Here is a 13,511-nt window from a genome sequence, read left to right as displayed (position 1 = left end):
CCCTACATGGGTAGTCACAGGTTAATAAAAAAACTAAAGGATTATTTCAATGAACAGAAAAGTACTGGCTCTCGTAATTCCTGCCCTGCTGGCTGCAGGCGCTGCTCACGCGGCTGAAGTTTATAATAAAGACGGCAACAAATTAGATCTCTATGGCAAAGTAGACGGCCTGCATTATTTCTCTGATGATTCTTCCAAAGATGGTGATCAGTCTTATGTTCGTCTGGGCTTCAAAGGCGAAACTCAGATTAACGACCAACTGACTGGTTACGGTCAGTGGGAATACAACGTTCAAGCTAACAATACTGAATCTTCAGAGAATCAGTCCTGGACCCGTCTGGCATTTGCTGGCCTGAAATTTGGCGACTACGGCTCATTCGACTACGGCCGTAACTACGGCGTTCTGTACGACGTGGAAGGCTGGACTGATATGCTGCCGGAATTTGGTGGCGACTCTTACACCAACGCCGATAACTTTATGACAGGTCGTGCTAACGGTGTGGCAACCTACCGTAATACTGATTTCTTCGGTCTGGTTAACGGTCTGAACTTTGCCCTACAGTATCAGGGTAACAATGAAGGTGCTTCTAATGGTCAGGAAGGCACCAATAACGGTCGCGATGTTCGTCATGAAAACGGCGACGGCTTTGGTATTTCCACCACTTATGACTTTGGTAAGGGCTTCAGCGCTGGCGTGGCATACGCATCATCTGACCGTACGAATGAACAAGTCAGTGCAGGTAATGCTCTTGGTCAGTATGCAGGCGGTGACAAAGCTGACGCTTGGACTGCGGGTCTGAAATACGATGCAAATAACATCTATCTGGCAACCATGTATTCTGAAACCCGCAACATGACTCCGTTTGGAAGCACGGATAGTGATAACGGCGGTGGCATTGCAAACAAAACTCAAAACTTTGAAGTTACTGCTCAGTACCAGTTTGACTTCGGTCTGCGTCCGGCAGTGTCTTTCCTGATGTCTAAAGGTAAAGATCTGAACAATGTCGATGGCGACAAAGATCTGGTTAAATATGCTGACGTAGGTGCGACTTACTACTTCAACAAAAACATGTCTACCTACGTTGATTACAAAATCAACCTGCTGGACGAAGACGATAGCTTCTACGCTAACAACGGCATCTCTACCGATGACGTAGTAGCACTGGGTATGGTTTACCAGTTCTAATCCGTCAGCCCGCTGGCAACAGCGGGCTCTCTTTATGTTCTAACAATTCTGTTTTATCCAGATCAAAACATTATATCTGTTGCGCTAAAACACATCTCTGATAGATGATATCTTGCATTAAGACCTGTAGTAGAGGATACCTGCAATGAATCATCATCCTGTAAAATCATCCCGTATTGCATCCGTCGGCTATGACGAATCCTCCCGCACGCTAGAAATTCGCTTTCACCAGTTGTCTACTCTGCAATATCAGCATGTCCCTGCTCGTATTTTTCGTGATTTCCTGAGCGTCGTTTCTAAAGGTCGATTTTACGATGGAGTAATAAAAGGAAAGTTTCCTGAAATAAAAATAAAGTGATGCCAAAATGTGATCTTTGTCATTGTACATAAAGTGCCATTACGCGGTAAGCTTTGGGTGGATACTTAAACAGGAGGTTTTATGAACAGAACGATTCTTGTACCCATCGATATTTCAGACTCAGAATTAACTCAACGTGTTATTGCCCATGTTGAAGCAGAGGCAAAAATTGACGATGCACAGGTTCATTTTTTGACCGTAATTCCGTCACTACCCTACTATGCTTCCCTGGGATTGGCCTACTCGGCAGAGTTACCGGCCATGGAAGATCTGAAAGCCGAAGCAAAATCTCAACTGGAAGAGATTATCAAGAAGTTCAATATCCCAACGGACAGAGTGCACGTTCATGTCACAGAAGGTGCGCCAAAAGATAAGATTCTGGAGATGGCCAAAAAATTACCGGCTGATATGGTCATTATTGCCTCACATCGACCTGACATCACTACCTACCTGCTGGGGTCTAACGCCGCAGCCGTGGTGCGTCATGCGGAGTGTTCGGTACTGGTAGTCCGCTAAGCTGTCTGGCCCGCACATCGCTGCGGGCTTTTTGTTTCTACCTCTTATACCCCACGATTCCTGTCCTAAATGTGCTGACATTTTTCCCGCTTATCCGTACCATACACGCCACAGTTTTTATATCAGACTTCTTTTGCCGGACTATCCGGCGTGATGCATACTCTTCTGATGCCACACTATGAATTGAGCCTCTATTAAATGTCGCAAAATCAAGATATTAGTAAGAAAGAACAATACAACCTGAACAAATTGCAAAAACGTCTGCGCCGTAACGTGGGCGAAGCCATTGCCGACTTCAATATGATCGAAGACGGCGATCGCATTATGGTGTGCCTTTCCGGGGGGAAAGACAGCTATACCATGCTGGAGATCCTGCGTAATTTGCAGCAAAGCGCCCCGATCAGTTTTTCCTTAGTTGCGGTTAACCTCGATCAGAAACAACCTGGCTTCCCGGAGCATATTCTGCCGGAATATCTGGAACAACTGGGCGTGGAGTATAAGATTGTCGAAGAAAACACCTACGGGATCGTCAAAGATAAAATCCCTGAAGGTAAAACGACCTGCTCGCTCTGTTCTCGCCTGCGTCGCGGCATTCTGTACCGCACGGCAACTGAGTTAGGCGCCACCAAGATTGCGCTCGGTCACCATCGCGACGACATCCTGCAAACGCTGTTTTTAAACATGTTCTACGGCGGGAAGATGAAAGGTATGCCGCCGAAGTTGATGAGCGATGACGGTAAACATATCGTTATCCGTCCGCTGGCTTACTGCCGTGAGAAAGATATCGAGCGTTTCTCCGAAGCGAAAGGTTTCCCGATTATTCCATGTAATCTGTGCGGCTCACAGCCTAACCTGCAGCGTCAGGTCATTGCCGATATGCTGCGCGACTGGGACAAACGCTATCCAGGGCGTATTGAAACCATGTTCAGCGCAATGCAGAACGTTGTACCTTCACATCTGAGCGATATCAATCTGTTCGATTTTAAAGGCATCAGGCACGGTTCAGAGGTTGTGGACGGCGGTGATTTAGCGTTCGATCGTGAAGAGATTCCGTTGCAGCCTGCGGGCTGGCAGCCAGAAGAAGATGATGCTCAACTGGATGAGCTGCGCCTGAACGTCGTGGAAGTGAAGTAAGTCGATAGTACCGGATAAGCGGAGCGCCATCAGGCGCTCCGACGAGTGGTTATTTCAATAACCGAACCCGGCAAGTCTTGCCTTTTATCTTACCGTTTTGCAATTGCTTCCATGCCTTATGCGCTACAGTCTGGCGAACCGCGACATAGACATGCGCCGGATGAACGGCAATTTTGCCGATATCGGCGCCTTCCAGACCAATATCACCGGTCAGCGCACCGAGAACATCGCCGGGACGCATTTTAGCCTTTTTACCGCCATCAATGCATAACGTCGCCATCTCAGCTTCCAGCGGCAGGATTGGGCCGTTAGCTGGAGCTGGCAGCCAGTTCAGCTTCAGTTGCAGCATTTCAGAAAGAATATTGGCCCGCTGCGCTTCTTCCGGTGCACAGAAGCTTATCGCCAGACCACTGTTGCCGGCACGTGCGGTACGCCCGATACGATGGACGTGGACTTCCGGATCCCACGCCAGTTCGAAGTTAACCACCAGCTCAAGTGATTTAATATCCAGACCACGCGCGGCCACATCGGTAGCAACCAGAACGCGCGCGCTGCCGTTGGCAAAACGGACCAGCGTTTGATCGCGATCGCGCTGCTCAAGATCGCCATGCAGTGAGAGAGCGCTTTGCCCCGCCGCATTCAGCGCGTCACACACGGCCTGACAATCTTTTTTGGTATTACAAAAAACTACGCATGATGCAGGTTGATGCTGACTGAGCAATTTTTGCAGCAGCGCAATTTTGCCGTGGCTGGAAGTTTCGAAAAACTGCTGCTCAATCGCCGGCAGCGCGTCAACGGTATCAATTTCGATCGTTAATGGATTTTGTTGCACCCGGCCACTAATGGCGGCAATGGCTTCCGGCCAGGTCGCAGAAAACAGTAAGGTCTGACGCGAAGCCGGCGCAAAGCGAATGACATCATCAATCGCATCGCTAAAGCCCATATCCAGCATGCGATCGGCTTCATCCATCACCAGCGTATTCAGGGCCTCCAGAGAAACAGTGCCTTTTTGCAGATGGTCGAGTAAACGCCCCGGCGTGGCGACAATAATATGTGGCGCATGCTGCAGGGAGTCACGTTGTGCGCCAAAGGGCTGCCCACCGCACAACGTTAAGATCTTGGTGTTTGGCAGAAAGCGCGCTAAGCGACGCAGCTCACCCGCCACCTGGTCAGCAAGCTCGCGCGTTGGGCACAGCACCAGGGACTGCGTCTGAAACAGCGCGACATCAACATGCTGTAACAATCCAAGACCAAAAGCCGCCGTTTTGCCACTGCCGGTTTTAGCCTGCACGCGAACATCTTTCCCCGCCAGAATTGCCGGTAACGCAGCAGCCTGAACAGGCGTCATTTCAAGATAACCCAGCTCGTTAAGATTCTCGAGTTGGGCAGCAGGTAAAACATTCAGGGTTGAAAAAGCGGTCACAATTTAATCTCGCGGTAAAAACTCACAATCAGCAGGCGCGTATCCTCGCAGATCTGCGCCCGCGATGCGACAATTTAATCGGCTCTTCATCCGGTGGCGGATCCGGCATTGGCTGCGGACGAGGTATGGGATCGGGAATGGGAACCGGGTCGGTCGGTAGCGAATCAGTGTGCGGCGTTGCAATCAGACAGTTCATATACCCCTCCAGTTATTCAGGTTGGCTCTTTTAGGGTAGACGCTGATTTCCTGCAGGCAAAAAAAAGCCGACTAATCTAAGTCGGCGTCGTACGAATCAATTGTGCTATGCAGTAATTCAAAAAAGGAAGTAAGACAATATGGAGCGCAACGCCCATCGCTTGACGTTGCATTCACCTGCGAGAGAGATATTGCCCCGAATAGGTAGATGGTTTATTGACTTCGCTCAAAAACCAGGACGTTTTCATGCGCAAAAGTCACTAAAAAACGTTGTTGTTACAACCATTTACTACGATGCAACCATAAAGTAACACCACCAATCAGGACCACTAACAGAATACAAAAAAGTGAGAAGCCAAACTGCCAGCCACCGCCAGGGATACCGCCGAGGTTAACGCCAAACAGCCCGGTTAAAAATGTGCTGGGAAGAAAAACCATTGCCATCAATGACATTGTATACGTTCGGCGAGCCAGAGACTCCTGCATAACCTGCGCAATTTCATCCGCCATAATACCGGTCCTGGCAATACAGGCATCTATTTCATCCAGCCCTCTCCCTAGCCTGTCAGCGATATCCTGCATCCGCCGCCGATGGTCGTCGGTCATCCAGGAAAAACGTTCGCTCGCCAGCCGGGAATAGACATCGCGTTGAGGCGCCATATAGCGGCGCATCACAATTAACTGCTTACGCAGCAATGCCAGGAAACCACGCGGCGGAATCTGCTGATCAAGCAGGTTATCTTCCAGATCGATAATCTTATCGTGCAGTTGTTCGATAAACTCACTGGCATGATCGGTTAGTGCATCGCAAACATCCACCAGCCAACTACCACAATCAGCCGCTCCCGTGCCTTCCTGGAGATCGCTGACCACATCATCCAGCGCCAATACTTTACGTTGACGCGTTGAGACAATCAGACGTTCATCCATATATAAGCGCATCGCAACCAGTTGGTCAGGTCGCTCGTCGGTGCTGCCGTTAATACAGCGCAGCGTAATCAACGTACCTTCCCCTACCCGGCTTACGCGTGGGCGCGTGCTTTCACCCGCCAGCGCATCACGCACGTTATTGGGAAGTAAAGGCGTTGTCGCCAGCCATTGCGCGCTTTCAGGATGGGTATAATTAAGATGCAGCCAGCAGGGATGTTGACTGTCGATAACATCGTTATCTTCCAGTGGCTTCACCCCACCACGGCCATCCAACAGCCAGGCAAACACGGCATCCGGCACATTAACATCCGTTCCCTTAATGGCTTCCACAGCGCCTCCACAAAAATTCAGCTTTTTTCGTTAGTCTAGCTGTCAGAATATGTTAAGCAATATCTCATTGTCCCATTGTGCTGAAATGATTCATAAAAAGTATCTGATAATAAGAAAAGCGCCGACGAATGCGGCGCTGGTTACGAGATGCCCGTCTCAGGCCCGCTGGCGTCTCTCTGATTCAAGCGCATGACTTAAGCGAAATTTATGCGTTCGCGATTGAAGGTCAATCACCTGATTTTTCAGGATACCTGAGGAGTCAGAAAGCTCATCAACCATAATGGCATTACTTTGGGTGACGTTCTCCAGTTCGGCCAGAGCATGGGTAATTCTGATTATTCCTTTCTCCTGCTCCTGCGTAGTGGTTAATATCTCGCCCATCAGTTGGTTTAATTGCCCGGCCCCCCCGACAATATCATGCATGTTTTTCTCAGCTTCACGCACAATAGCAGCGCCTTGCTGAACATTTTGATGGGTTTGGGCAATCAGTTGCTTAATATTCTTAGCTGCATCTGCACTGCGGTGTGCAAGCATTCTTACCTCACCGGCCACCACAGAAAAACCTTTGCCATGTTCACCGGCCCTTGCAGCTTCCACAGCAGCATTCAATGCCAGAATATTGGTCTGGAATGCAATACCATCTATCAGCGTAATAATTTCTGTCATTTGCTGTGCGCATTCGGTAATTGAACGCATATTTGTCGCAACCTGCACCATTAATTCGCCACCCTGACGGGCGCATTGCGTGGCAATTGTTGCCTGGGCGCTGGCTATTTGCGTGTTATCAGCATTATTTCGCGTATTAACCGCTATTTCATCCATGTTGGCAGCCGTCTGCATTAATGCTCCGGATTGCTGTTCTGTTTTCACTGAAAGCTCGGCGCTGCGTTCCGCCAGCTGTTCAGAAAGCGTCATCGCCGTTTGCGAGGATGTTCTGATCTCATTAACGAGTGCTGAAATATTACTTGATAAGCTATTGATGCCAGGAATTAGTCTACCCGCACAGTTATTACCAAATTCGGGAATACTGATTGCCAGATTCCCGGATGTTACTTCTTCAATGCTTCTTTTAACCGTATTAATCGGCATGACCAGATATTTCGTCATGTACCACCACAAACATAATATAGAAATAATGCTTACCGCATTAGTGCCAATAATAATTTCTGGGGTAGCCGAAAAAATCATTTCAACAACATTGAGCGCAACCGCTGTAATGAGCAGAAATAAAATAATAAAGGTTCTGACGCTAATATCATTTAACATTTTAACCCTGTGCACCAAGAAATAACGTGGATGTTATTTTTATAGCATCTGCAATACAGATTTCCATTGCTCTGTGACGAAAGCTGAACTTTCAATGAGAGCCAGCAGACCTTTTACTTAAGTCAATAAATTACACTAGCCATTCATAATAGCTCAGCACTTTATCCCGCCAATGGCGGTAATGTTCCCCACCATCAGATTATTGTGATGGCGAGCACGTGACGAGCATAAAACACACAAAAACATAGTTTTTATGAATGCTTATATAAGTAATGGCTTGTCATTTTCAATATCTTGCCCTTCGCTCTAATACTCATTGTAAAAACACAAGAACATTCCTGGTTTTATCAGGTTAACTGGACAAAACCTGCTAGATTTATCATCACGGCTTTTTTTCGATAGGTAGCAAGATGTTGCACGTGTCGTGGGACCCTGTATTGATTGGGATTTCCTTTATTGTCGCGTTTATTGCCTCCTTTATTGCCCTCGACAGTGCGGGTAAGGTAGCAATCTCCAGCAAACGTGAATCTACCTTCTGGCGGCTATCTGGCGGCGCTACGCTGGGTATGGGGATCTGGTCGATGCATTTTATCGGTATGCTGGCCATGAAAATGACTATGCCGATCAATTATCACCTAGCACTCACCGCGTTTTCGTTCTTTATTGCGCTCATTTCTGCAACCCTCGCCATCAATATCGCTATTTCCGGTAATACGTTATCAACAAAACGACTGGTCATTGCCACCAGCATATTGAGTGCCGGCGTTGTCACGATGCACTACGTTGGCATGTATGCCATTATCGAACATGTGGCCATCTCATGGGATCGCTCGCTGATTTTTCTCTCTGTAATTATTGCCGTCGTTGCGTCTGGCGTAGGTTTATGGCTGGCCTTCCATTTACGCCAAAACACCCGTCGCGTGCTGATTAACCGACTTATTGCTGCCCTTATTATGGCGCTGGCAATTGCTTCTATGCATTACACCGGTATGGGAGCGGCAACGTTCACCCATTTTGGACACACTGTGCACGATGGGCTCAGTACGCTGGAACTCTCTGTCTGGGTCTGCGCCGTCACGCTGATTATTTTGGGTATCATGCTGGTCGTCTCGATGGTGGATTCACAACTGCGCACTTCCCGACTGGCTGACAACCTGCATCAGTTGAACTGCCAGCTTGAACATCAGGTCCACTTCGACGCGCTGACCGGACTAGCTAATCGAACGCAAATAGATACCCGCTTACAGGCCTGCCTGCGGCATTCCAAATTGCATCAACAGCATTTCGCGTTGGTATTTATCGACCTCGATCGTTTTAAAGTCGTTAACGATACCTGGGGGCATCACATCGGCGATCAACTGCTGATTGCCAGTACACAGCGTATCTACAGTTGCCTTGATGATTCAATGACGCTGGCAAGACTGGGGGGAGATGAATTTATCCTGCTGGTTCCAGACTGCAACCAGCAGGCTATCTCCGCCTTGCTTGCGCAAATTTCAGATGCGATCGGTGACCCCTTTACCTTATTCGGTCATACCATTCGGGTTTCGTTAAGTGCGGGGAGCAGTATTTATCCCGAACATGGCTCGACACTGCATGAGCTAAAAGTGAAGGCCGATATGGCGATGTATCATGTCAAACAGGCGGGCAGAAACGGCTGGGCTATTTATAGTCCCCAGATGGAAGCTATCGCTGATACGCCGCCGACATTTCTACAGGAACTTTCACAAGCGCTTGAACGCAACCAGTTTGAGCTATGGTATCAGCCTAAATATACCGCCGGAGATCATTCCCTGACTGGTTTTGAAGCGTTATTACGCTGGCATCATCCGGAGCGCGGCATGCTGCTACCGGCTGAATTTCTGCCTGCGCTGGAAGAAACGGGCCTGATTATTCCCGTCGGCAAATGGGTTATCCAACAGGCATGTTTGCAGTTGCATCAGTGGACATTACAAGGGAATACAGAATGGACGCTCGCCGTTAACCTCTCCCCCGCCCAGTTTGAACAGCATGATATTATTGATGTTGTTTGCAACGCCCTGGCGCAATACCAACTTTCACCTGCCGGTCTCACGCTGGAGCTCACGGAGAGCACTGCACTTAAAAATTTAAAACGCAGTATTGAAATCCTGAATGCTTTTTCGGCTTTGGGGATCACCGTTTCTATTGATGATTTCGGCACTGGTTATTCAAATATATTGATGTTGAAGTCACTTCCGGCACGGGAATTAAAAATCGACAGGATATTTGTCAAAGATATTAGCGAGAACAGTAAAAATACAAAAATTGTGTCTACCATTATTGACATAGCTCACTCCATGAATATGCGCGTGGTGGCTGAAGGAATAGAAACCCAGGAGCAGGAATTACTTCTTACCCAGATGGGATGTAGCATGCTGCAAGGTTTCCTGTTTGCAAAACCGCTGCCAGCGCATAAGATTCATGAACTGATCCAATCAGAAAACAGCATCAAACAAAAGCCAGTCGTACAACCCTTGTCTCACCGACAATCAATAACTTTGTGAGACTGTAATATCTAAAATATTCGCCATTAAACGGGCAACACAGCAGATAAAGATAACGGGATTATCGATGAGCACAACCGAGCTGCATTCACTGGATTTGTTAACCTTTCCGGTGTGGATTGTTTCGCCACAAACCGAAGAACTGGTGTTCGCTAATATCGTTGCACGTGAGCTAATGCAGGATCTCTGTTTTTCCCCACTGCGCAAGGGCATATTCTCAACGCATTCTCAAAATGATTTAACCATGTATCTCAGTGACTTGAGCAATCATCATCACGTTGTTGAGATCCTCACGGTTTACCGCGATGGTGAGGAAATCGCGTTGGCTAGCCGCCTGTCCATTAAATCTCTGCCGGGCGTGGGGGATGTTATCCTTTTCGAAGGCATTGAAACTCCTACTGCGCAAGGTCTGAAAGCCAGCCGTTCAGCAACTTATCAACGAAAAAAACAGGGCTTTTATGCGCGTTTTTTCCAGACCAACTCCGCGCCAATGTTACTGATTGATCCGTCCCGCGATGGCCTGATCGTTGATGCAAACCTCAGTGCCCTGAATTTTTATGGTTACAACCTTGATGTGATGTGCCAGAAACATACCTGGGAGATCAACATGCTGGGCCGCCATATATTGCCGGTGATGCATGAAATCGCCCATCTGCCCGGCGGCCATAAGCCTTTGCACTTTGTCCATAAACTGGCAGACGGCACCTCACGTCATGTGCAAACCTACGCCGGACCGATTGAAATTTACGGTAATAAACTCATGTTGTGCATTATTCATGATATTACCGAACAAAAACGGCTGGAACAGGAGCTTGAGCATGCCGCTCTGCGTGACCCCTTAACGGGATTACTTAATCGCCGACATTTTTATCAGGTAACCGAGCCGGAGCAGACGCATGCGGTATCATTGACGCAGGACTACAGTCTGTTGTTGATCGACATCGATCGTTTTAAAAGCATTAACGATCTCTTCGGTCATTTAAAAGGCGATGAAGTGCTTTGCGCTCTGGCCCGCACACTGGAATCCTGTGCACGAAAAGACGATCTTATTTTTCGCTGGGGTGGTGAAGAATTTGTGCTGCTGCTGCCGCGAACCTCGCTGGATGTCGCCCTCAATCTTGCAGAAGTGATCCGCGCAACGGTAGCCAAGGTTACTCTCCCTGGTCTTCCCCGCTTTACCGTCAGCATTGGCGTTGCGCGGCACGAAACGAACGAAAGTATTGATGAATTATTCAAACGCGTGGACGACGCGTTGTACAAAGCCAAGCACGAAGGCAGGAACAGAGTATTGGCCGCCTGATGAATACGTGGCTCAGCGGCTGCGCTTAGCGTGACGCTCCCAGTTTTCCTGTTTTGCCTGCGCGGTTTTACGTAATGCCACATAGCATGCCCCGCTGCCGCCGTGATGCGGCAAAGCGGCGCAGTAGGCCTGGACGTCATCAAATTCTGTCAGCCAGCGCGCCACATAGCTGCGAACAATATTGGCATGAGCGTTATCGTCACGCCCCTTACCGTGTATCACCAGCACGTTACGTAATCCATCTTGCTGTGCCTGCAGAATAAAACTGAATAGCATCTGGCGGCATGTTTCTACGGGCTGGCGGATGAGATTAAGGCTCGCCTGCTGCGGATATTTTCCGGTTCGCAGTTTGTCAGTCACGCCGTGCTGCAAACCTTCGCGACGAAACTCCAGCGGCTCGTTCAACGGGATAATATCGAGAAACCCCGTCGTGAGAAAGTTATCCAGTTGAAGCGTATCGATACGCGCTGGAGTGCGGATATTACGCGTTGGCTGCCAGTGTACATTGGCGCAGCCCTTCAGCGGTTGGACATCCCCCATAGCATCCAGAAACAGCGAAGCATCATCAAGATTCATGTTTCTTCCTCCAGCGAATTACGACGAGCATTATCATAACCGCGCACTATTATACCGACAACGGTTTACGATTATTTCCAATAATTCACCCGGCTCGCTCCGCTGAAAAGATCTACTCACGACATACAGATATCCGTTTTTAGGGGTATAGCTGCAACTGTTGCTGGCGTGATAATGTGTAACCTCGCCTGAACGCTGTAATGAGAGAAACGGATGCTGAACTTACTGGAAGACACCATCGACACGCCGCTGGGCCCACTGTGGGTTATTTGTGATGAGCAATTTCGCCTGCGCGCGGTGGAATGGGATCAGCACCGAGATCGCATGGAACAATTGCTGGATATTCATTACCGCACAGAAGGTTATCAGCGCATTACAGCCAAAAACCCTGGCGGATTAAGCGATAAACTGTCGGAGTATTTTGCCGGGAATCTCAGCATTATTGACACGCTGGAAACGGCAACGGCTGGCACGCCTTTCCAACGTGAAGTCTGGCAAGCATTACGCACTATCCCGTGTGGGCAGGTCATGCACTATGGTCAACTGGCCGAACAGTTAGGGCGCCCCGGTGCTGCAAGAGCCGTCGGTGCGGCCAATGGCGCCAACCCGGTAAGCATTGTGGTCCCCTGCCATCGCGTCATTGGGCGTAACGGCACCATGACTGGATATGCTGGCGGCGTGCAGCGAAAAGAGTGGTTATTGCGTCACGAAGGCTATTTGCTACTCTAGATTCCAGGCAATTAATGCCTTATTCGTCACACTTTCGCATAATGTGACCACAAATTAAATGCGGTTAATCAAGGAGATACAAACATTCATTCCGGTTATACCTGAATTATTCTCTATTGGGAGTAGCTCAGACTTACGTGCTCACCAAAAAGATGTTAAAATTGACAAATATCAATTACGGCTTGAGCAGACCTATGATCCCGGAAAAGCGAATTATACGGCGCATTCAGTCTGGCGGTTGTGCTATCCATTGCCAGGATTGCAGCATCAGCCAGCTTTGCATCCCGTTCACACTTAACGAGCATGAGCTTGACCAGCTCGATAACATCATCGAGCGCAAAAAGCCTATCCAAAAAGGGCAAACGCTCTTTAAAGCAGGTGATGAACTTAAATCACTCTACGCTATCCGCTCCGGAACGATTAAAAGCTATACCATTACCGAACAAGGCGATGAGCAAATTACCGGCTTCCATCTGGCAGGTGATCTGGTCGGTTTTGACGCGATCGGCAGCGGACATCACCCGAGCTTTGCCCAGGCGCTGGAAACCTCAATGGTTTGCGAAATTCCTTTCGAAACCCTTGATGACCTGTCCGGAAAAATGCCGAATCTGCGTCAGCAGATGATGCGTCTGATGAGTGGCGAAATCAAAGGCGACCAGGATATGATCCTGCTGTTGTCGAAGAAAAATGCAGGAGAGCGCCTGGCGGCCTTTATCTACAACTTGTCTCGCCGCTTTGCCCAGCGCGGATTCTCGCCTCGTGAGTTCCGCCTGACCATGACCCGCGGCGACATCGGTAACTACCTGGGCCTGACGGTTGAAACCATCAGCCGCCTGTTGGGTCGTTTCCAGAAAAGCGGTATGCTGGCAGTGAAAGGCAAATACATAACTATTGAGAATAGCGACGCGCTGGCAGTTCTTGCTGGCCACACGCGTAACGTAGCGTAATCTTTCCGCAAGCATTTCTGTTATCCTTCTGTCAAATCGCTAAATTTTCCCGGTTTATTGATCTGGCAGGAGGTTCTCCCCTGTTTCAATCCACAT

13 protein-coding genes are annotated in these 13,511 nt (G+C 48.8%); 8 read left to right on the top strand and 5 right to left on the bottom strand.

The window, feature by feature from the left end:
- Positions 1 to 49 precede the first annotated feature (49 nt).
- The 4 genes from ompC to ttcA all read left to right on the top strand — a co-directional run bounded on the left by ompC (position 50) and on the right by ttcA (position 3,194).
- Positions 50 to 1,186, top strand: coding sequence for a porin OmpC (gene ompC, locus HV345_RS11640; protein ID WP_047417332.1), 1,137 nt, complete (start codon positions 50 to 52; stop codon positions 1,184 to 1,186).
- A gap of 145 nt (positions 1,187 to 1,331) precedes the next feature.
- Positions 1,332 to 1,544: a KTSC domain-containing protein gene (locus HV345_RS11635; protein ID WP_016153189.1), complete on the top strand. Its 213-nt coding sequence runs from the start codon at positions 1,332 to 1,334 to the stop codon at positions 1,542 to 1,544.
- 81 nt (positions 1,545 to 1,625) lie between these two features.
- On the top strand, positions 1,626 to 2,060 hold the full coding sequence (gene uspF, locus HV345_RS11630) for a universal stress protein UspF (protein WP_016153190.1): 435 nt from the start codon (positions 1,626 to 1,628) through the stop codon (positions 2,058 to 2,060).
- Positions 2,061 to 2,258: 198 nt separating this feature from the next.
- Positions 2,259 to 3,194, top strand: a complete 936-nt coding sequence (gene ttcA / locus HV345_RS11625) for a tRNA 2-thiocytidine(32) synthetase TtcA (RefSeq protein ID WP_016156617.1) — start codon at positions 2,259 to 2,261, stop codon at positions 3,192 to 3,194.
- Between the two features lie 49 nt (positions 3,195 to 3,243).
- Here the strand turns inward: ttcA and dbpA are convergent, their stop codons facing one another.
- The 4 genes from dbpA to HV345_RS11605 form a co-directional block, all read right to left on the bottom strand.
- Entirely contained in the window at positions 3,244 to 4,617 is a 1,374-nt protein-coding gene (dbpA, locus tag HV345_RS11620; RefSeq protein ID WP_016153196.1) for an ATP-dependent RNA helicase DbpA, read from the bottom strand.
- 28 nt (positions 4,618 to 4,645) lie between these two features.
- Positions 4,646 to 4,813 carry a hypothetical protein gene (locus HV345_RS11615; RefSeq protein ID WP_016153197.1) on the bottom strand — a complete coding sequence of 56 codons (168 nt, stop codon included), beginning with the start codon at positions 4,811 to 4,813 and terminating at the stop codon, positions 4,646 to 4,648.
- A gap of 275 nt (positions 4,814 to 5,088) precedes the next feature.
- On the bottom strand, positions 5,089 to 6,072 hold the full coding sequence (gene zntB / locus HV345_RS11610) for a zinc transporter ZntB (protein WP_016153198.1): 984 nt from the start codon (positions 6,070 to 6,072) through the stop codon (positions 5,089 to 5,091).
- A 156-nt stretch (positions 6,073 to 6,228) separates the two neighbouring features.
- Entirely contained in the window at positions 6,229 to 7,338 is a 1,110-nt protein-coding gene (locus HV345_RS11605) for a methyl-accepting chemotaxis protein (RefSeq protein ID WP_094761295.1), read from the bottom strand.
- Positions 7,339 to 7,748: 410 nt separating this feature from the next.
- Between HV345_RS11605 and HV345_RS11600 the strand changes: the two genes are divergently transcribed.
- Positions 7,749 to 9,863, top strand: a complete 2,115-nt coding sequence (locus HV345_RS11600; protein ID WP_181636652.1) for a bifunctional diguanylate cyclase/phosphodiesterase — start codon at positions 7,749 to 7,751, stop codon at positions 9,861 to 9,863.
- Between the two features lie 67 nt (positions 9,864 to 9,930).
- Positions 9,931 to 11,163, top strand: coding sequence for a sensor domain-containing diguanylate cyclase (locus tag HV345_RS11595; RefSeq protein ID WP_019076853.1), 1,233 nt, complete (start codon positions 9,931 to 9,933; stop codon positions 11,161 to 11,163).
- 12 nt (positions 11,164 to 11,175) lie between these two features.
- Here HV345_RS11595 and smrA read toward each other — a convergent pair whose 3' ends face one another.
- Positions 11,176 to 11,739 (bottom strand): DNA endonuclease SmrA, encoded by a 564-nt coding sequence (gene smrA / locus HV345_RS11590; protein ID WP_181636651.1) that lies wholly within the window; start codon positions 11,737 to 11,739, stop codon positions 11,176 to 11,178.
- A gap of 213 nt (positions 11,740 to 11,952) precedes the next feature.
- On the opposite strand from smrA, the gene ogt reads away from it, so the two are divergent.
- Together ogt and fnr are read left to right on the top strand one after the other, a co-directional pair.
- Positions 11,953 to 12,468 carry a methylated-DNA--[protein]-cysteine S-methyltransferase gene (gene ogt, locus HV345_RS11585; protein WP_075848156.1) on the top strand — a complete coding sequence of 172 codons (516 nt, stop codon included), beginning with the start codon at positions 11,953 to 11,955 and terminating at the stop codon, positions 12,466 to 12,468.
- A 194-nt stretch (positions 12,469 to 12,662) separates the two neighbouring features.
- Positions 12,663 to 13,415 carry a fumarate/nitrate reduction transcriptional regulator Fnr gene (gene fnr, locus HV345_RS11580; RefSeq protein ID WP_181636650.1) on the top strand — a complete coding sequence of 251 codons (753 nt, stop codon included), beginning with the start codon at positions 12,663 to 12,665 and terminating at the stop codon, positions 13,413 to 13,415.
- Positions 13,416 to 13,511 lie beyond the last annotated feature (96 nt).

Origin of the sequence: Citrobacter sp. RHBSTW-00986 (assembly GCF_013783065.1) — a bacterium.
Taxonomy (GTDB): Bacteria; Pseudomonadota; Gammaproteobacteria; order Enterobacterales; family Enterobacteriaceae; genus Citrobacter; species Citrobacter braakii.
The sequence above is the reverse complement of the archived record's forward strand: the minus strand, read 5'-3'. Positions and strand labels throughout refer to the sequence as shown.